This window comes from Streptomyces herbicida, assembly GCF_032656585.1.
Taxonomy (GTDB): Bacteria; Actinomycetota; Actinomycetes; order Streptomycetales; family Streptomycetaceae; genus Streptomyces; species Streptomyces herbicida.
Window position 1 is genome coordinate 353,871 of the sequence record NZ_JAUYWJ010000002.1, and the last position, 19,168, is coordinate 373,038.

Consider the following 19,168-nt stretch of genomic DNA (forward strand, 5'->3'; position numbering starts at 1 on the left):
ATCAAGATCCTTGGTACCCGAAATCTTGATCACGACCACGCTGCAGCCCGGCCCGGACTGAAGTCGAGACGAGGAGAGTGAAGAAGTTGACGACATCGCCCAGATGGAGGGTGGCCCTGGCATCGGCGGCATCAGCTGCCATGCTCATCGCGGCACCCCTGGTTGGTGCGCAGGCTGCCTATGCGCAGCCATACCCGGGATCACCCCCGCCCCTGAATGTCAGCACCACGACGGTGGATCCCGGAGGACTGCTGAGTTTCGACTCGCCCGCGGGAGTCTTCACTCCCTTCCAGACCATCACGGTGCTGCTGGAATCGACGCCGATCGTCCTCGGCCATTTCCAGGCCGAGCCCGACGGATCGGTGGCCGGGACGGTGACCGTCCCGGCGAACGCCCCGCACGGCTGGCACGTCTTCCGGCTCACCGGGGACAACCCTGACCAGAGCATCGGCGTCACCATCTACGTCAGGGGCGGGGTCGGCAGCCCGACTCCGACTCCGACTCCGACTCCGACGCCGACTCCGACTCCGACGCACACCAAGCCCCCGAAGCCGACCAAGCCCCCGAAGCCGACGAAGCCCCCGAAGCCGACCCACGGCCCCACCAGCCGGCCCACCCACTCGGAAAAGCCCGAGTACCCCGGCGGACGCAACGGCACTGACGACGGAAGCAACGGATCCCAGGGACGCGACGTAGCCGCCGACCCGGCGAGCTACGAGCACCAGACTCAGCACAACGGCGAAGGCCTCGCCGAGACGGGCAACGCGAAGGCCCTGACCCTGGGCGGCACCGCGGCGGCGCTGCTCCTGGCGGGCGGTGGCACCACGCTGGCCGTACGCCGTCGCCGCAACTCATGACGGGCAGTTCATGACGGAGCGGGACATCCGTACTGAAGTGCAACGGCGTCCCGGCCACGGCCGGGACGCCATCCGCATGCCCGGGGCGGAGGACTCCCCCGGCGAACCCTCATCAAACCGCCGCCGCCTGCTCAGGACGGCACTGCTGGCCGCCGCGCTGCTCCCGCTGGCCGGCGCCGTCTGGATCGGTGTCACCGGGCTGTTCGCCCGCCGGGAGTTGCTCGCGGCCCAGCAGGACCTCGACGCGCTGCGGCACTCGGTGGCGGCGGGCTCCGCGAGTGGCACGGCGCCCGCCCGGGCAGCGGAACAGGCAGTGCGCTCGGCCGCCGACCACGCGGCTCGGGCGCATCGTCTCACCACCGGACCGGCCTGGTACTCCGTCGCCGAGTTGCCCTTTTTCGGGGGGCCGGTGAGAACCGTGCGCGGCGCCGCCTACGCCGTGGACCGGCTGGCCGGCGATGTGCTGCCCGCACTGACCGACGTTCTGCCGCCGTCCGCGCAGGACGGAAGCGGCGGCGGCATGTCCGAGGCTCTCGCGGGGCTGCAAGAGCACAGGCAGGAGATCGCCCGGGCCGCCGGCGTCGTCGCCGAGGTGCGCACCGATGTGCACGGTCTGCCCCGGTCCACCTGGCTGCCGGCGGCCGACCGGGCCCGTGCCGGGCTGCAGCAGCAGCTGGACCACCTCGCGCCGGTGATGACCGACGCCTCCGTGGCCGCACGTGTCCTGCCGCCCATGCTCGGCACGCAAGGCGAGCGGCGTTACTTCCTCGCGTTCCAGAACCTCGCCGAGTCACGTGGCACCGGGGGCCTTCCCGGCGCGTTCGCCGTGCTGCGGGCCGACCGGGGCCGGCTGTCCTTCGAGCGGTTCGGCAACAACACGGAGATGGAAACGGTAAAGCCGGACATCGACCTCGGAGCCGAGTTCAACACCCGCTACGCGGGCAGCGACCCCGCCCATACGTGGCCCAACTCCGACATGAGCCCGCACTTCCCCTACGCGGCCCGCATCTGGGCTGCGGCATGGCGCAAGCACACCGGCGAGCGCGTGGACGGGGCGATCGCCGTGGATCCGGTCACGCTGAGCCGTCTCCTGCAGGTCACCGGCCCGGCCCGGATGGCCGACGGCACCGAGCTCACCCCCGGCAACGTCGTGGACCTCACCGAACGGACCAGCTACGCGAAGTATGACGACGTCGCCCGGCGCAAGGCGTTCTTCGTCGACGCCGCCCGTGCCGCCGCCGCACGGCTGATGGGGGCGCTCGACGACTCGCACCGGCTGCCCGCACTGCTCGTCGCCGTGAACGACGTCCAGCGGGACGGACGGCTGAAGGTCTGGAGCGCCCACCCGGCGGAGCAGCGCCTCCTGGAGTCGCGCCCCTACTCGGGCGCGCTCCCGGACACCCCCGGCCCCTTCGCGGGAATGGTGGTGAACAACGCGGCCGGCGGCAAGCTGGACTACTACCTCGACCGGAGCCTGACCTGGGAAGCGGGCGCCTGCTCCGGTGGCGGGCGCGCGGTCACCGTGCGCATGACCCTGACCAACCGGGCGCCGGCCTCCGGCCTGCCCGACTACGTGACCATCAGGGCGGACCACCCTCCCTACCGCACCCGGCCGGGGGACAACCGCCTCCGGGTGTCGTACTACGCCGGGGTCGGAGCCACTCTCATCGACACAACCCTGGACGGCCGCCGGGCGCTGCTGGCGCCGGCCGTCGAACGCGGACACTCCGTGTTCACAAAGGACTTGGAGCTGCCCGCCGGCTCCAGCCGCACCCTGGTGCTGCATCTGCAGGAGCCGCACGCGGACGGCACACCGACGCTGCTGCGCCAGTCCCTTGTGACGCCGCTGCGGACCACGCTCAAGCCGGGAGACGCCTGCCGTGTCTGAGCGTGCGCGCCGCGCGGCGGGGGCCGTGCTCGTGGCCGCGCTGCTGCTCGCGGCCCGCCCGCCTGCGGACCGCGCACCCGGCGACCCGGCGGACCGCTCCAGGCAGGGACGGCAGACCGCCACGCACCGGGTCGAGCAGCTGCGGGTCAAGGTGCTCAAGACCCTTCCGCACGACCCGCAGGCCTTCACCCAGGGACTCGAGATGGCCGACGGCACGCTCTACGAGGGCACCGGCCTCTCCGGCCGGTCCTCGGTACGGGCAGGGCCTCCGGGCAAGGAGCCCACGGTCCGCGTGCAACTCCCCGCGCCCTTGTTCGGTGAGGGCATCACCGTGCTCGGCCCAACCCTGTGGCAGCTGACCTGGCGGGACCGGACCGCTATCGAGCGCGACGCCGAGACGCTCGCGGAGCTGCGCCGCGTCCCGTACCCGGACGACGGCTGGGGCATGTGTCTCCAGCGGGACGGGCACCGGCTGGTGACCAGCGACGGCTCATCACGGCTGACCTTCCGTGACCCCGGCACGCTCGCGAAGACGGGCGAGGTCACCGTGACCGAGGACGGCCGGCCGGTGACGGAGCTGAACGAGCTGGAGTGCGTCGGCGGCGCCGTGTACGCCAACGTGCTCTACACCGACCGCATCGTGCGCATCGATCCCGCCACGGGAGCGGTGACGGCGCGCATCGACGCCTCCGGGCTGCTGCGCGACGACGAACTCGTCCCGGGGTCCGCACTGAACGGCATCGCGGCGGTCCCCGGCACGGATCAATTTCTGATCACCGGAAAATTCTGGCCGAAAATGTTCAAAGTGGCCTTGATTCCGGCCTGACGAACGGGAGACCGCGTGCTCGAACACGGGCATCCGGCATATGCGAACGGCATGGAACTCTGCTCATCGGGTGAGAGTTGCCCGCACCCCAGCGTCGTGCCCCGCTGCCCATTGCACAGCCATACACACTCGAACAGTCCTTTTTGATGTACTTGGAGGCAGAATGTGGCTGTTCGAGGACACGATGCCCCACGTGCCCGGGGCAAGACCTGCGCAGACACAGGCCATCCGGGAGCAGCCGCCGACCCGGCGCCGCACCGGCAAGGCCGCCTGGTACGCGCCCGCCGCCGTCATCGGCGACGCGACCGGCGCGGCCCTGCCGGTGTACCTGGCCTTCGCACTGGTCGACGGCGCCAATGCGCCGGCATACGCGACGGTGGCGGCCGCCGCATGGCTGCTCGTGCGCGTCGCGCGGAACCGCTACGCCGAACGCAGTCTCGGTGAGGGCAACAGCGCCGGCCTCGCGCTGCAGGACTGGCTGGTACTGGTCGGCCTGCTCGCGGTGGTGCGGGCGGCGACGGGCGAGGAGTCCCCGTTCCTCGTCGCACTTACCGCCCTGGTGCCCTGCGCGCCGACGAGCGCGGTGGTGCACAGGCTGATCCACCGTCATCTGGTCGCCCGGCGCCGCGACGGCCTGGCCGTCCGCCGGGCCCTGGTGATCGGGGAGGCGCACGCCGTCGACGGTCTGGTGAGCCACCTCGCGCGGCGGACCGACCACGAGCTCGTCGTCGTGGGGGTGTGCCCGGTCGGCGACGAGGACCCGCACGCACTGGCCCCGGTCGCCACCCGCCTCAGCAGCCAGGCGCCGCAGCGCCCGTCGGCCGACACCGCCCCGGTACTGGAGGCGGCCCGGCGGCTGGACGTGGACGTGGTCGTCGTCGTACCGGGATCGCACATGTCCGGACCGCGCCTGCGGCGGCTGTCGTGGGCCCTGCACGGCGAGGAGCGCCCGCTCGTGGTCGTACCGGGCCTGACCGAGGTAGCCGGGCGCCGGGTGGGCGTCCACTCGGTGGCCGGGCTCACGATGCTGAACGTGGCCCCGCCGCTGCGGCGCGGGCTCGCCATGCTGCTCAAGTCCATGACGGACCGGCTCGGCGCGGCACTGCTGATCACGCTGCTCGCCCCGCTGTTCGCGGCGGTGGCCCTCGCCGTACGGCTGGACTCGCCGGGCCCCGTCGTACACCGGCAGACGCGCATCGGCCGCGACGGAAAGCCGTTCACCATGGCCAAGTTCCGCACCATGGTCGCCGACGCGGAGCGGCTGCGGCACCAGCTGACCGGGGTCAACGAGCAGGACGGCCGGATGTTCAAGATCCGCCGCGATCCGCGGATCACCCGCATCGGCCGGGTGCTGCGCCGCTGCTCCCTGGACGAACTGCCCCAGCTGTTCAACGTGGTGCAGGGACGCATGTCCCTGGTCGGTCCACGGCCGCCGCTGCCCGACGAGGTCGCCGGGTACGACGAGGTGGAGCTGCGCAGACTGGCCGTCAAGCCGGGCCTCACCGGTCTGTGGCAGGTCAGCGGCCGCTCCGACCTCTCCTGGGACGAGACGGTCGCCCTGGACCTCAGATACGTGGACAACTGGTCCCCGGCCGAGGACCTCGCGCTGCTCGCCCGTACGGTACGCGTCGTCGTGGCCGGCACCGGGGCCTACTGAACAGCGGGGCAGCCACAGAACAGAGAGCCGAGCCGGCCCCCGACCATGTCACTGGGCCGGGGGCCGGTTTCAGGATTCCCGGTGGCCTGCCCGGGCGTTCCTCCGGCGTCGCAGCACCATGACGGGCAGGACCGTGCCGGCCAGGACCAGCCCCGCCGCCCCTCCGTAGAAGGCCAGGGACGGGTCTGTCACGCTGACGTTGCCCAGTTGATGGCTGACCGTCTGCGGGCTGGAGCTGACGGTGGTCGAACCGAGGTCGACCGGTCCCGCCGGGACCGTGATGCCGAGGCCGCCGCCGGTCACTTCCAGCGTCACGGGGGCGTCTTCGGTGGATGCCGTTGTGGGGGAGGCCAGAACTGCCACGGTGGACAGCATCACAGCCAGGGGAATGCCACGACGCATTCTCCCTTTTTCCTCTCACGGGGAGACAGACAGCGTCTCGCTGCATGATCACTGGCATAGTGAAGGCCCGCCCGTCTGCGGTTTTTCTTGATCCGACACGACCGCGGCTAGCCGATTTGGATCAACGAACGCGTCGGCCCCGGGCTCCGGCCGCACGGTCAACACCACGTCGCCCAGCAGAGATGGGCGGCGGGCTCTAGTCCAGGACCCCCAGCTCGGTGTCCGGGCGGCAGAACGCGCACGGCTCGATGTTCGGGTCCGTGAGCGCGACACGGGCTTCGTGATCTCCGATCGGGTGCGGGGTGCCCTCGATCATCGTGCAGTCGTCCGTGTGGATCACGGCAGGCTCGGGCCCGCCCGGGGTGCGCTTCTGCTGGACGACGAACCCCGTCGACCGCCGCCGGACCCGGTGCGGCGCGAAGGAGGGCAGCGCGGCGGGACGCCGTGCAGCCGCAGTCGGCCGTGGGCTCCCGGGCGCCGACCGGCCCTCGGCGCGGGCCAGTGCCTCCCGTACCGCGTCCCGCTGCAGACGCAGGTAGGTGCCGACGGTGTCGCTCTGCGCGATCTGCTCCTGGAGGTACGCGAGGATCGCCCGGAGCCGCGGCGCGTCAGGTGGCAGCGCGGACATGCCTCGCACCGTCACCGCAAGGGGTGCCGCCGCTCACCTCCCGCTCCTTCCTCCCCGCCCCAGGTTCCGCAACTCCCACCACGCCGTGGCGGTCCGGCCCCGCTCCTGCCAGTACGGGTGGAAGAGCACCTCGCTCGAGAGCCGGTACAGGCGCCGGCGCAGCTCCGTACGGCCGGGTCGCTCGGCGAGTTGGCGGTAAGTGGCGCTCCACGACTGCTGCGCCTGGACGAGGTCGTCGGGGAAAGGTCGCATGGCCAAATTCAAGCACGTGTTCGATTTCCTGCGCCATCATGGGCTACGCGGAAACGATCGCGTCGGCCACTTGCCCGGGCTCGTCGACCTGGACGAAATGCCCCGCGTCGACGAGCAGACACAGCTCGCTGTTCGGGAACAGGTCGGCGAACTGTCGTGCCACCCGCGCATTGAGGTAGCGGTCCCGGGCCCCGAAGACGACCCGTACGGGCGGCTGGAACGCGCGCAGCTCGGGGAGGCGTCGTCTGCGGCTCAGTACGGCCGCGAGGAGCTCGTCGTTGAGCCGCCAGAAGGCCGGCCGCGCGGCGGGAAACTGCTCGTAGAGCCGCGCCACATACTGCTCACGCACGCCGGAGTCGCGGATGAACCGGCCCACCTGCCATGCGTACAGGCGCCGGTCCAGATCCGGTCGGCGCCGCACGGCGGCGCGCGCCGCGGTGCGTACCAGTGGCGTGGAGTAGAGGGCGATGGCGGGCGGACGGCGCAGCGCGGGGGTCCAGTGGTAGTAGGTGTTCAGCAGGACGAGCCGCTCCACGCGGTCCGGGTGGGCGAGCGCCCAGTCGATCGCGGGCGGGCCCGAGGCGTCGTGCGCCACCAGCACGAGCCGGCGGGCGCCCAGGTTCTCCGCCACCGCTTCGGCGACGGCGCAGAGGTCGCCCACCTGACCGGCCACCGTGTACGGGTACTCGGACGGCTTCTCCGACTCCCCCCATCCCAGGAAGTCGAACAGCACGACGGGCGCCCGGCCCTCGAGGTGCGGCAGCAGCCGGTCGTAGAGGTGGGTGCTGTCGGGGAAGCCGTGCATCAGGACCACGGGGGTGCCGGGCCCCGGAACGACCTCGGCGTGAAGGCGGTAGGGACCTCGCGATACGGCCAGCGGCTTGACTGTCGGGTCCATGACACCCTCCCCTCGTCCTGCCTCGTCACACCCTCATTCAAGTCCTCCTGCCACCGTCCCGCGACCGGTCTCGGCAGGGCCTTGGCCGTTTCGCCGCACCCGACACCTACCGAACTCGTGGACGACCGAGCCCGCGTCGGCGGTCGCGGACCGTGCGGGCCGCGTAGCCGGCCAGGGCCAGCACACCGGTCAGGAACATCAGCCGGGCCAGCAGGCCCCCGCCGGCGTACGGCACTTGTGCCAGCCATCCGACCGGGACGAACGCGAGCACCGAAGCGGTCATCAGCAGGGCCGCCAGAAGGGGGCCGAAGCGGGCGCGGGCCATCGCCAGGGCGGCGGGCACCGCGAGGACCAGCGGGGTGAAGAAGAACAGCAGGCGCAGCGGATCGGGGCGCGCGTCGGTGGTGGCGGACGGCCCGGAGTCGGCCTGGAAGACCGTGAGCGACCCCACCAGCAGCGGCACGCCCAGGGCCAGGGCGATCAGCGCCATGGTCCGGCGGGCGGCAGTCGTGGTCGGCGGCAGGTCCGGCGGGGCGAGGAGGGCGAGGAGGGCGACCAGGGCCAGCCCCACGAGCGTCGACCGGTTCTCGGCGAGGCCTTCCGCACCGTCCGTCCAGCGGACCAGGGGGAAGGACACGACGGCACCCAGCAGCGCGGCCCCGGCGGCGATCCGGGCGGCCGCCCAGCGGCCCGCGAGCGCGCAGCCGAGGACGGCGAGCCAGGGGACGTAGGCGAGCGGGGTGTAGGCGCGCGCACCGTCCCAGGGCAGCGGGGGGACCCGCCACAGGACGAGCAGGGTGAGGGAGAAAGTGGCGGCTATCGGAATCGCCAGGGGCAGCAGCCTCGCCAGGAAGCGGCCGCCGGGGCGGGCGGAGTCCAGGCCGGTGCGCAGGCGCAGGGCGTGACCGAGGACGGCGGCCTGCTCGAGGGCGCCGGCCCAGCGCCCCTCGTCCGCCGTGACGCGGAGGATGAGTCCGCTGATCTCGGCGGCGTACTCGCGGCGATAGGCGGCCGGGTACGCACGGGTGGTCCAGTGCAGCGGGGGCGTGCTCATGCGGTGGCTCCGTCCGGCCGGGCGGCGTTGGCACCCAGGCGCCGTACCGCTTCGTCGGCGGTGGCGCGCAGGCGCTCGGCCTCGGCGGCCAGGATGACGGAACCGGCGTCGGTGAGGGCGTAGGTACGGCGCATCCGGCTGTCGACGACCTCCTCGCTCTCGACTCGGACGAGCCCCTGCTTGAGCAGGCGGTCCAGCGCGCCGTACAGGGTGCCGGCCCGCAGGCGGACCCGGCCCCGGGAGATCTTCTCGACCTCCTGCATCAGGGCGTAGCCGTGGCGGGGGGCATCCGCCAACGCCGTCAGAAGCAGGAGCGTCGGCTCCCGCAGCGGTTGCTCGGTCATGTGCCGAGCATATACCGGCTACCGATATATTCAGCCACCACTCACCGCCTGCCCGCTCCCGGCAGCACAGAGCGCGTGTCGCGCCAGGATTCTTTACGCACTCCTGACGCGCCCCACCGCATCCGCCGGGCCCCGGCCGGTGTCATCTCCGGTGTCTCAATGTCCCGTCGGAGAATGGAGTGCCATGGAGGGCACCGTCGTCGCAGTCGTGGTCGTGGCCGTGCTGGCCCTGCTCGTGCTGCGCAGTGGGATGCGGGTGGTCAACCAGGTCGAGCGCGGGGTGGTGTTCCGCTGGGGCAAGGCGCTGCCGTCGTACCGTCAGCCGGGCATCACCTTCCTGATCCCGTTCGCCGACCGGATGCGGAAGGTGAACGTGCAGGTGATCACCATGCCGGTGCCCACCCAGGAGGGCATCACCAAGGACAACGTGTCCGTCAAGGTCGACGCCGTCGTCTACTTCCGGGTGACCGACCCCGTACGGGCGGCCATCGAGGTGCAGGACTACATCTTCGCGGTCGGCCAGGTCGCCCAGTCCTCGCTGCGGTCCATCATCGGCAAGAGCGACCTCGACGACCTGCTCACCGACCGGGAGCGGCTGCACGAGGGCCTGGCCCTGATGATCGACAGCCCGGCCGCCGAGTGGGGCATCCACATCGACCGCGTCGAGATCAAGGACGTGCAGCTGCCGGAGTCCCTCAAGCGGTCCATGTCGCGGCAGGCCGAGGCGGAGCGTGAGCGCCGCGCCCGTGTCATCACCGCGGACGGTGAGTTCCAGGCCGCGCAGCAGCTCGCCAACGCCTCACGGATCATGTCGGACACCCCGGAGGCCATGCAGCTGCGTCTGCTCCAGACGGTCGTGGAGGTCGCCGCCGAGAAGAACTCCACCCTGGTGATGCCGTTCCCGGTGGAACTGCTGCGCTACTTCGACAAGGCCACCCAGCGGATGACCGGGGAGGCCCCGGTGCCGGCGCCGCCTACCCTGCCGGCGCAGCAGACTCCGGCTCCGACGCAGACTCCGGCCGTGGCCCCCGCTCCGACGCAGCCCCCGGCCGTGGCCCCCGCTCCGACGCAGCCGCCGGCCGTGGCTCCCGCTCCCGCGCCGGAGCCCACCGAGCAGCCGTAGCCAGCGCCAGCGTCACCCCGGTCGACGCCAGCGCCATCACCGTCATCGCTGTCGCGGGCGAGGTGAACTGAGCCACCGAACCCGCCAGCGCGGCGCTCACGCCCTGCAGGGTCAGCATGCCCGCCGAGTGCAGTCCCAGGGCGTGGCCGCCGAGCTCGTCCGGGGTCAGCGCCATCAGCCGCTCCTGCTGGACCAGGCTCGCCCCGAAGCCGACGGAGGCGAGGGCGGCGCAGACCGCGGCGACGGGGACCGCCGGGTGCAGGGCGAAGAGGGTGTACGGCGCGGCCAGGAGCAGGAGCAGCGGCGTCGCCAGCCGGGCGCGCACGGCCGGCGGCACCAGCCGGGCGACGGTCACGTCCCCGGCCAGCATGCCCAGCGCCGCGCAGGCGAACAACGTGCCCGCGGCGCCGGGGTCGTACGACACGAAGAGGGACTCGCAGCCTACGACCAGGCCGCCCGGGATCCACAGGCCCAGATAGGTCAGACGGCGCGGCCGAGCGGACCACAGGAGGGCGTTGGTGCGCCGGGTCGCCGACACCGAGGGCCGGCCGGTGGCCCGGGGCGGGCGCCCGGTGAGGCCCAGACCGAGGCCCAGGGCGGCTGCCAGGTACAGCGCCGCCGACAGCAGCAGCGAGGCACGCGGGGAGAGGACGGCGACCAGGAGGCCGCCGGTCGCGTAGCCGGTGATCTGCATGATCCCGCTCATCATGTTGAACACCGAGCGCCCCAGCAGATAGCCGTCCTTGGGGACGATCTCGGTCAGCAGCCCCCACCGGACCCCGCCCCCGAGCGAGGCGACCAGACCCAGCACCAGGACGACGCCGCAGACCGCCCCGACCGGCAGACCGGGCAGGGCCAGGGCCGCCGTACCGGCCGCGAAGGCCAGGGAGATCCCGGTCAGGGCGGCCCGCGGGGGCAGCCGGTCGGCGCCCGAGAGCAGAAAGGCCGCGCCCAGCACCTGGGCCAGCGACGGACCGAACATGCTCACCGCGGACAGCAGCGGCGACCCGGTCGCCCGGTACACGAGCGTGCCGAGGGCCAGACCGCCGACCGTCTGGGCGGCCGTGTGGGCGGCGGAGGCGAGGAAGAGCGGGGTGAACTCCGGTGTGCGGAAAAGAACTTGATAGCTGCGCATGCCGCGGAGTCTCCGGCGGCTCCGCACGCGGCCGTTATTGTTTCGCCCTGGCGCGAAACGTCATGGGGAGGGACCGGGGATGGGCTGGTGGCAGGTCAACGCGGACACGCTCGCGAGCAGCCGGTTCGTCCTCTCCCCCGTCGCCGAGACCTTCGCGTGCCTGAAGCTGCTGCACGCGGCCGAGGGCGCCCATCCCGGGGAGCAGGAGTGGCTGTGGAAGCACCTGTCCGGCTACCGGGCCCGGCTGGCGTCCGACCCGGTCACCGCGCTGCTGGTGCGCGCGGGCCTCGGTGCGGACTGGATCGCCGACTTCCTCACGCCCACACCCCGGGACGGCGAGTCCTTCGAGGAGGGCGTGGCACGGGTCCGTGCGGCGCGCCCGGCGGACGCCCGCGCCCATCTGCGGGTGTCCCTGGCCGGGCCGCTGCCCGCCGCCCTGGACCGGGACGACCTGCCCGAGCGGGCGGCCGCGCTCCTGGAGTACGTCTGGGAGGAGACCGTACGGCCGTACTGGCAGCGGCGCCGACGGGTCCTGGAGGCCGATGTGGTCGCGCGGACGGCACAGGTGAGCCGCGGTGGCTGGGCGGCCGTGCTGGACTCGATCCGGCCGGGACGGACGCGCTGGCTCGGGGACAGCAGGCTCCAGGTGAATCGGCACGAGTACCCGCCGCGCGAGATCTCCGGTGCCGAACTGGTATTCGTTCCGGTGACGCCGCAGCGGCACGGATGGGTGTCGTGGGAGGAACAGGACAGATACGCGGTGATCTACCCCTGCGCGGGAGTGCTCGCCGACGGCCGCGGCGCGCCCGTGCCCACGAGCCTGGGCGCGCTGCTCGGAACGGCACGGGCCGGAGTGCTGGTGCTGCTCGACTCCCCCCTCAGCACCACCCAATTGACCGCGGTGACCGGGCAGGGCCTCGGGTCCGTCGGACGGCATCTGAAGGTGCTGCTGGACGCGGGGCTGGTGGAGCGGCGGCGGACGGGCCGCTCGGTGCTGTACTCGCGGACCGCGGCCGGCCAGGTCCTCGTCGAGGCCGGGAGCCGTCGGCACACCGGTCACCTCCGGGACACTTACCGGAGTTAGCATCCGCTTATGACGACTACTGACCACAACGGCTCCGTACTGGACGTCGAGATCGGCGCCCTCCGGGGCGGTTCCGCGGACCTGCCGCAGTACGCGGGCAAGGCCGTGCTCATCGTGAACGTGGCCTCCAAGTGCGGACTGACCCCGCAGTACACCGGCCTCGAGCGGCTGCAGGAGCGCTACGCCGGGCAGGGCTTCACCGTGCTGGGCGTGCCCTGCAACCAGTTCCTCGGGCAGGAGCCCGGGACCGCAGAGGAGATCGCCGAGTTCTGCTCCGCGACGTACGGCGTGTCCTTCCCGCTGACCGAGAAGGTCGAGGTGAACGGCGAGGGCCGGCACCCGCTCTACGACCGCCTGGTCGGCTTCGCCGACGCCGAGGGGCACGACGGGGACATCCGCTGGAACTTCGAGAAGTTCCTGATCGGGCGGGACGGCCGGGTCGTCGCCCGCTTCTCGCCGCAGACCGAGCCGGAGTCGGCCGAGCTCGTGGCCGCGGTGGAGGCCCAGCTCTCCTAGCCGGGTTGACCTTGCCCCTGGGGCAAGGGTGAGCGTCCTTGTCACCGGGCGCAAGGCGCCCGGTGACGGAGGATGGCGTAGTGGACGACGAACTGCTCACCATCGGCGCGTTCGCGGCGCGGACCAGGCTCTCGGCCAAGGCCCTGCGGCTGTACGACCGGCTCGGACTGCTGTCCCCGGCGCGCGTCCACGAGGCCAGCGGCTATCGCTACTACCGCGCCGACCAGGTGGAGCGTGCCCGCCTGGTGGCGCTGCTGCGGCAGCTGGACATGCCGCTCGCGCGGATCGCCGAGGTGGTGGAGGCGGACGGGGCCGAGGCCGCGGACCGGATCGCCGCGTACTGGGCGGACGTCGAGGCGCGGATCGCGGGGCAGCGGACGCTCGCCGAGTACCTCCGTGGACGGTTGTCCGGGAGGAGTTCGCAGATGTACGGGAAGTTCCTGGTCGAGACGGTGGACGTGCCCGAGCAGGTGGTGATCACCGAGACGCGGCACACCCTGTCCGGCGAGCTGCCGGCATGGATCGGCGCTTCGCTGGGGCGGCTGGAGTCGGCGGCACGGGAGTGCGGGGGCGTCGCGGGGGCCCCGTTCGTCGTCTACCACGCCGAGGTGTCCATGGAGAGCGACGGCCCCGCGGAGTCGTGCGTACCGGTCGCGGACGCGCAGGCGGCCCGGGAGTGGGTGGCCCGGCATGGCCGGACCTGGGAGACGAAGGTGAAGGTGGCGCCGGCCCAGCGGCTGGCGTTCACCCGCATCACCAAGGCCCAGGTGGCCCATCCGCAGATCCTGGCCGCCTTCGAGGCGGTGGAGGAGTGGATGACCGGGGAGGGCCTGGAGATGGCCGGGCCGTGCCGGGAGGTGTACTTCGCGGACTGGGAGGCATCGGGGGCGGAGGACCCGGTGTGTGACGTGGCGTTCCCGGTGAAGTGACGGCCGGGGCAGGAGCTCGGACGACGCGCTGTCCGACGGCCGCCCACGGCGAGTGAGCCGAAGGGGCACGCCGGAGGCGAACCGAGCCCAAAGAAAGGGGCGAGCCCCCTCGGCAAGGACGGCGGGCTGGTCGAGAGGGCTCTGGGTGGTGCTTGTGCAGTTGTCGTGTGATGGTCCGGGGCTTGTTGGCGAGGGTCAGGGAGCCCCCTAAGCCTTGACCGAGGCCACGAAGGCGTTCCAGGCGTCGGCGGGGAAGGCGAGGACCGGGCCCTCCGCGACCTTGGAGTCACGCACGGCGAGGTCGACGGCCGCGGCCGACTTGACCTCGACGCAGGCTCCGTTCCCTGCGGAATAGGAGGACTTGGTCCACGTCTCCGTGGCGCCCTGAAGCAGTGCCATTTCCACTCCTGTAGCGAGTTGCTGTAGTGCGATTCACGCCAACCATGTCGATCGATTGGCGTGATCGACGCTACTCGGCAACATCCCCTCCTGGAGCAGCCGTTCACTCGACCGGATGGCATATTCCAGGTGAGCCTTCCGCTGGAGCGTTACACCGGTGTATGATCCGGCGCTTCACGCGGGAGCCCACTCAACGGGCGTAGTCTTTGGCCACGTCTGCGATGTATTGACGGGATTGCTCCACATTCAGGGACTGTGCCCGCAAATGCTCATACATCACCGCGTACTTCTGGACGTCGTGCGCCTTCTCCAGATAGAGATCGCTGGTGACACCCTCCAGGTACACCACGCTGGAGTCGGCCGCGTCGGCGAACTCCAGGATCGCGTACTGGCCGTTGAGCCCGGGGTGCGCGCCCACCTCGAACGGCAGGACCTGCACGGTGACATGGGGCAGCTGGGACATCTCGATGAGGTGCTCCAGCTGCTCGCGCATGATCAGCTTGCCGCCCACCACCCGGCGCAGCGCCGCCTCGTCCAGCACGACCCACAGCCGCAGCGGGTTGTTCTCGGCGGCAATACGTTCCTGTCGCCGCAGCCGCACCTGGACCCGCTTCTCGATGTCGGTCGTCGAGGTCTCCGGCAGCGCGCCCTGCACCAGGGCCTCCGCGTACGCCCGGGTCTGCAACAGCCCGGTGACCAGTTGGGGTTCATACACCCGCAGCGACTCGGCGTCGGTCTCCAGCCCGATGTAGACGCTGTACGGGATGTCCCCGAACGCGTGCCACCAGCCCTGCTGCCGGGAGTCCCGGGCCATCTCCATCAGCGAATCGACGACCCGCTGGTCCTCGACCTCGTACACCCCGCACAGGTCGCGGACGTCACGCTGGCTGATGCTGCGCCGGCCGTTCTCCAGACGGCTGATCTTCGACTGCGAGACCAGCAGTCGTTCCGCCACTTCCTCGGCCGTCATGCCCTTGAGCTCGCGGAGCCTGCGCAGCTCCTGGCCCAGCCGGCGTCGTCTGACGGTTGGATTGACATTGGACGCCACGGGACGTGCACCTCCGGCTGCCTGCCTGTACCTAACACTTTGCGTATCTGCTGTTGAGCAGACTGCCACCAAGGTGCTTACTACCGCTGGCAAACGGTGGATATGCGGCGCGTACGCGTCAGTTCGGGCACAAGCAGCCGAGCGGGGCGGTGAGACACGGGGTCCCACCGCCCCGCTCGGACCAGCGGCTCCCGAACCGGGTCTGGGGACTGACGGCGCGGCTGTCGTGCGGTGTGTGCGTGTGCGATGCCGTGGTGCTGCGGCTCAGTGGACCACGGCGCGCACCATGGAACCATGGCGCGGTTGCATCGGAACGCCACGGGCGGGTTCCGCTGCGGCCCTGGCTCCCGGTCCGGCCTGCCGGCCGGCGGAGGCCGGGTTGCGGCGTGGCTGGGCCGCCGCGCCGTTCTGGACGTCCATCACGGCGTGTGCCACGAGGCCGCCCATCGGGTCGTGCCGGATCAAGTCCCGCAGCCGGGAGCGGGACGAGCGTCCCTCGTTCCCCGGATACAGGTGCTTGCCGAGGCCGACCGCGTGCGCCAGGGCGGCGAGCGCCGCGGTCCGCGGGTCCGGCGGAACGCCGGTGCGGATCGCGGAATCCAGCCGGGCACGGATCTCCCGGCTGATGGCGGTGTCCGTCGCCTGGTAACGAGTCGTCGGCAGTACTCCGCACATCTGCCCGGCTACGGCGGCAACCATGCCGCACCGCTCCAGATGCGAGAGGTACGTCTGGCGGAGCCCGAGACGCGGCCCGCCGATCCAGTGGACGGCACGTACCGGAGCGCCGCGCCTTCGCAGCAACTCCAACGCACAGTCCAGAGTTGGATCTCCTGTCGGCCGTGGTGCCACCACGGCGATACGATCCCCGTCTGGGGCTATCCGTCCGGCCAGCGCCAGCTCCACTAGCTGCGCTCCGGCCAGACCGAGGTCGAGCGACTGCGGCTGCGCAGTGGTACCCGTGGCCGGGTCCAATGCGAGCAACAGAAGCTCCTCCGGAATTGTTCTGCGGCTCCTGCCCATCCATGCCTCCCCGCGTGGATGTATGACAGGGTGACCCCTCTCACATTGGTCTGTCGAGGGTGCGTGACCGGTTCGTGAGGGAACCGGTAGGTATGTCGTTCTCGTCTACCCGCATGGGTTAAGCCCGCACACAGGACACTGGTACATGGTTCGGACAGCGTCGGGGAGGCGCGGTCGGGACCGCGGTTAGGGCACGGAGGGCGTGCGGCACATGGAGGAGGCATCGGTGGCGGGCGAGTCCCCCGACAGGTCGAAGCAGCGCGAGTCGTCGGCAGAACCGACGCCGGGGGGTGGGGGTCCGGTTCCCGAGGCACGCGACCCGCGTCTCGCGGTGTCCCGCCGCACCGCGGACACGGCGACCCGTGTCCTGTCGGTGCGGGACGTGCCGACTACCGCAGGAGGCCCCGAGCAGGAGGCCGAGGACAGCCGCCTGCGCGCGGCGGTGGCAACGTGGGTCCGCACGGGCGACTCCGCCCAGGCCGACGCGGAGACCGCCGGGGGCGACGAGGAGGTCCGGGCCGGCTCCGAGCCCGCGGACGACGGGAGCCAGGCGCAGACGGACTCCGAGGCCAAGGCGGGCGACGCTGCGGCCGGTTCGGAGGCCGAGGACGAGGCGCAGGCCGACTCGGGCGGCGAGGACGACGAGTCGGCGGCGGCCCAGGCCGACACCGAGGCGAAGGGCGAGGACGAGTCGGCGGCCGACTCCGAGCCCGCGGACAACGAGGCGGCGACCCAGGGCGACTCCGAGCCCGACGACGACCGGAGCGCGACCCAGAGCGGCTCCGAGCCCGACGACGACCGGAGCGCGACCCAGAGCGGCTCCGAGCCCGAGGACGACCGGAGCGCGGTGCAGGCGAGCTCCGAGGCCAAGGACGGCGAGACCGCCACCGGTTCGGAGACCGACACCGAGGCGCGCGCCGACACCGACGGCGAGGACGACCAGAACGCGGCGCAGGCCGACACCGAACCCGACGACGACAAGGCGACGGCAGCGGCCCAGAGCGACACCGAGCCCGAGGACGACCGGAGCGCGGTGCAGGCGAGCTCCGAGGCCAAGGACGGCGAGACCGCCACCGGTTCGGAGACCGACACCGAGGCGCGCGCCGACACCGACGGCGAGGACGACCAGAACGCGGCGCAGGCCGATTCCGAGCCCGAGGACGACGAAGCCGCCGCTGCCCAGGCCGACTCCGTGGAAGCCGAAGCGCCGGAGGCGGGCGCGGGCTCGGAGGGCGACGGCGGTGACGAGGACGAGCGTGACGGTGCGGATGACGCTGCCGTCAAGGCCGCTGACGCCGCGACGGCGTCCGAACCGAAGGCGGATGCCGACGCGAAGGGCTCCACCCCGAAGTCGACGCCCGACCCCCGAACACCCCGCGACCCGCGAGCCGCCGACGGCGAGGACGCCCCCAAGGGGCCCCCCGCAACCGACGACGAGAGCCGCACGGGCGGTGCGGGCGGGAAGGACACGGCCGAAGGCGAAGCCGAGGCCGACGCCAAGCCCGCCGACGCCCCCAAGTCCCCCAAGGGCCCCGTCGACCACCCCACCGCCGTCTTCAAGGCACCCAAGCCCAAGCCCCAGGTCGACCAGCCGACCACCATGCTCAAGCTGGGCGGCGCGCCGAAGCCGAAGCCCACCGAGCCGGCCGACGCCGAGCGCACCAGCAAGTTCGTTGCGCTCAAGCCCCTCGACGACCCGGCAGCCCGCAAGCCGAAGCCGCCGGCCCAGGCACCCGCACCGGCCGACGTGACCACCGCCATCCCCCAGGTCGGCCCCGAGCGCACCACCCAGCAGCCGCTCCCGCCCAAGCCCCCGCTCGACCTGCTCGCCGAGCTGACGAACACGCCCCCGCCGCCGGAGACTCCGGTCAGGACCATCGTGCGGCGGGTCAAGATCTGGACCCCGCTGGTCATCCTGCTGGTGATCATCTTTGCGGTGGTACAGGCCGTGCGCCCGCTGCCCACGCCGACCCTCGCGCTGACCGCCGAGGAGTCGTACCAGTTCGACGGCGGCAAGGTCTCCCTCCCCTGGCCCTCCGAGGGCCAGGGCTGGATGGACGGCGAGGGCATCGGCACGATGGACAGCTTCGGCAAGCAGAAGCCGGTCCCCATCGCCTCGGTGACCAAGACGATGACCGCGTACATCGTCCTGAAGGACCACCCGCTCAAGCCGGGCGAGGAGGGGCCGGAGATCACCGTCGACGCCACCGCCGAGAAGGAGGGCGGCTACGACAAGGACGACGAGTCCACCCTCAACTCCGTCAAGGCGGGCGACAAGCTCACCCTGAAGCAGGCCCTGTCGGCTGTCATGATCCCGTCCGCGAACAACATCGCCCGCCTGCTGGCCCGTTGGGACGCGGGCTCCGAGGCGGCGTTCGTCAAGAAGATGAACGCCACCGCCAAGGCACTGGGGATGACGAACACGACGTACACCGACCCCTCCGGGCTGAAGGAGACCACCGTCTCCACGGCCCAGGACCAGGTGAAGCTCGGCAACGAGGTCGTGAAGATCCCGGCCCTCGTGGCGATCACCAGCGCGGCCAGTTGGACGGACCCGCACGGCAAGTACCACAGGAACTACAACGACCTGCCCTACAAGATGGGCGCGATCGGCATCAAGACCGGCAGCACCACCAAGGCCGGCGGCAACCTGCTGTTCGCCGCCCGCAAGAAGGTCGGCGGCGAGACGGTCACCGTCGTCGGCGCGATCTTCGGCCAGTACAAGCCGGGGATCCTCGACACGGTCAACGCGGTCAGCCAGACCGCGCTGACCGCCGCGAAGGACGCGCTGACCGCCCAGAAGATCATGAAGAAGGGCGACGTCGTCGGGTACGTGGACGACGGCCTCGGCGGGCACACCCCCGTCGTCGTCACCGAGGACGTCACGGCCGTCGGCTGGGCCGGTCTGAAGGTGAAGCTGTCCTTCGTCTCCAACACCGTCCCGCACACCGCGAAGGCCGGAACCAAGGTCGGCACGCTCACCGTCGGTGACGGCAAGAGCGGCGCGGTGCAGGTCCCGGTGGCCCTGAAGAAGGACCTGACCGAGCCCGGCTTCCCCAGCAAGCTGACCCGTCTCGGCTGACCCGTACCGCACGATTCGTCACGGCA

18 protein-coding genes and 1 pseudogene are annotated in these 19,168 nt (G+C 71.7%); 9 read left to right on the forward strand and 10 right to left on the reverse strand.

All coding sequences use genetic code 11. The annotated features are described in order from the left end of the window. The first annotated feature begins 233 nt into the window (after nucleotides 1-233). The 4 genes from Q8A52_RS05360 to Q8A52_RS05375 all read left to right on the forward strand — a co-directional run bounded on the left by Q8A52_RS05360 (nucleotide 234) and on the right by Q8A52_RS05375 (nucleotide 5,228). Entirely contained in the window at nucleotides 234-857 is a 624-nt protein-coding gene (locus Q8A52_RS05360; protein ID WP_316749371.1) for a hypothetical protein, read from the forward strand. 10 nt (nucleotides 858-867) lie between these two features. Then, nucleotides 868-2,745, forward strand: a complete 1,878-nt coding sequence (locus tag Q8A52_RS05365; protein WP_316749373.1) for a DUF4012 domain-containing protein — start codon at nucleotides 868-870, stop codon at nucleotides 2,743-2,745. Continuing rightward, nucleotides 2,738-3,571: a glutaminyl-peptide cyclotransferase gene (locus Q8A52_RS05370; protein ID WP_316749375.1), complete on the forward strand. Its 834-nt coding sequence runs from the start codon at nucleotides 2,738-2,740 to the stop codon at nucleotides 3,569-3,571. The genes Q8A52_RS05365 and Q8A52_RS05370 overlap by 8 nt, the downstream gene beginning before the upstream one ends. 184 nt (nucleotides 3,572-3,755) lie before the next feature. Beyond that, nucleotides 3,756-5,228, forward strand: coding sequence for a sugar transferase (locus tag Q8A52_RS05375; RefSeq protein ID WP_408649174.1), 1,473 nt, complete (start codon nucleotides 3,756-3,758; stop codon nucleotides 5,226-5,228). Between the two features lie 69 nt (nucleotides 5,229-5,297). Here the strand turns inward: Q8A52_RS05375 and Q8A52_RS05380 are convergent, their stop codons facing one another. The 6 genes from Q8A52_RS05380 to Q8A52_RS05405 form a co-directional block, all read right to left on the reverse strand. Next, nucleotides 5,298-5,603, reverse strand: coding sequence for a hypothetical protein (locus Q8A52_RS05380; protein ID WP_316749379.1), 306 nt, complete (start codon nucleotides 5,601-5,603; stop codon nucleotides 5,298-5,300). Nucleotides 5,604-5,826: 223 nt separating this feature from the next. Continuing rightward, entirely contained in the window at nucleotides 5,827-6,258 is a 432-nt protein-coding gene (locus Q8A52_RS05385; RefSeq protein WP_316749380.1) for a DUF6233 domain-containing protein, read from the reverse strand. Between the two features lie 33 nt (nucleotides 6,259-6,291). Then, nucleotides 6,292-6,510 (reverse strand): hypothetical protein, encoded by a 219-nt coding sequence (locus tag Q8A52_RS05390; protein ID WP_316749381.1) that lies wholly within the window; start codon nucleotides 6,508-6,510, stop codon nucleotides 6,292-6,294. Nucleotides 6,511-6,553: 43 nt separating this feature from the next. Then, a complete protein-coding gene (locus tag Q8A52_RS05395; RefSeq protein WP_316749382.1) occupies nucleotides 6,554-7,408 on the reverse strand; it encodes an alpha/beta fold hydrolase in 855 nt (284 codons plus the stop codon). Nucleotides 7,409-7,514: 106 nt separating this feature from the next. Beyond that, on the reverse strand, nucleotides 7,515-8,462 hold the full coding sequence (locus tag Q8A52_RS05400) for a hypothetical protein (RefSeq protein ID WP_316749383.1): 948 nt from the start codon (nucleotides 8,460-8,462) through the stop codon (nucleotides 7,515-7,517). After that, nucleotides 8,459-8,806, reverse strand: a complete 348-nt coding sequence (locus Q8A52_RS05405) for a PadR family transcriptional regulator (protein ID WP_316749385.1) — start codon at nucleotides 8,804-8,806, stop codon at nucleotides 8,459-8,461. Before Q8A52_RS05405 ends, Q8A52_RS05400 begins: the two co-directional genes overlap by 4 nt. A gap of 250 nt (nucleotides 8,807-9,056) precedes the next feature. Here Q8A52_RS05405 and Q8A52_RS48960 point away from each other — a divergent pair. Then, nucleotides 9,057-9,515, forward strand: a pseudogene (locus tag Q8A52_RS48960) (SPFH domain-containing protein); the annotation flags it as partial. A gap of 265 nt (nucleotides 9,516-9,780) precedes the next feature. Here the strand turns inward: Q8A52_RS48960 and Q8A52_RS05415 are convergent. After that, nucleotides 9,781-11,064 (reverse strand): MFS transporter, encoded by a 1,284-nt coding sequence (locus Q8A52_RS05415; RefSeq protein ID WP_316749386.1) that lies wholly within the window; start codon nucleotides 11,062-11,064, stop codon nucleotides 9,781-9,783. Nucleotides 11,065-11,143: 79 nt separating this feature from the next. Between Q8A52_RS05415 and Q8A52_RS05420 the strand changes: the two genes are divergently transcribed. The 3 genes from Q8A52_RS05420 (at nucleotide 11,144) to Q8A52_RS05430 (ending at nucleotide 13,593) form a co-directional block, all read left to right on the forward strand. Continuing rightward, complete coding sequence (locus tag Q8A52_RS05420; protein WP_316749388.1) at nucleotides 11,144-12,148, forward strand: ArsR/SmtB family transcription factor; 1,005 nt, start codon at nucleotides 11,144-11,146, stop codon at nucleotides 12,146-12,148. Between the two features lie 9 nt (nucleotides 12,149-12,157). After that, the gene (locus tag Q8A52_RS05425) at nucleotides 12,158-12,664 is read left to right on the forward strand and encodes a glutathione peroxidase (RefSeq protein WP_316749390.1); all 507 of its coding nucleotides are present in this window, start codon (nucleotides 12,158-12,160) and stop codon (nucleotides 12,662-12,664) included. A gap of 80 nt (nucleotides 12,665-12,744) precedes the next feature. Beyond that, on the forward strand, nucleotides 12,745-13,593 hold the full coding sequence (locus Q8A52_RS05430) for a MerR family transcriptional regulator (RefSeq protein ID WP_316749392.1): 849 nt from the start codon (nucleotides 12,745-12,747) through the stop codon (nucleotides 13,591-13,593). Between the two features lie 207 nt (nucleotides 13,594-13,800). On the opposite strand, the gene Q8A52_RS05435 is transcribed toward Q8A52_RS05430, so the two are convergent. From Q8A52_RS05435 to Q8A52_RS05445, 3 genes are all read right to left on the reverse strand, one after another. Continuing rightward, entirely contained in the window at nucleotides 13,801-13,992 is a 192-nt protein-coding gene (locus Q8A52_RS05435; RefSeq protein WP_316749394.1) for a DUF397 domain-containing protein, read from the reverse strand. Between the two features lie 190 nt (nucleotides 13,993-14,182). Then, nucleotides 14,183-15,040, reverse strand: coding sequence for a helix-turn-helix domain-containing protein (locus tag Q8A52_RS05440; protein WP_316749396.1), 858 nt, complete (start codon nucleotides 15,038-15,040; stop codon nucleotides 14,183-14,185). 264 nt (nucleotides 15,041-15,304) lie between these two features. Beyond that, nucleotides 15,305-16,060: a GOLPH3/VPS74 family protein gene (locus tag Q8A52_RS05445; protein WP_316749398.1), complete on the reverse strand. Its 756-nt coding sequence runs from the start codon at nucleotides 16,058-16,060 to the stop codon at nucleotides 15,305-15,307. 211 nt (nucleotides 16,061-16,271) lie between these two features. On the opposite strand from Q8A52_RS05445, the gene Q8A52_RS05450 reads away from it, so the two are divergent. Then, entirely contained in the window at nucleotides 16,272-19,142 is a 2,871-nt protein-coding gene (locus tag Q8A52_RS05450) for a D-alanyl-D-alanine carboxypeptidase (RefSeq protein ID WP_316749400.1), read from the forward strand. The last annotated feature ends 26 nt before the right edge of the window (nucleotides 19,143-19,168 follow it).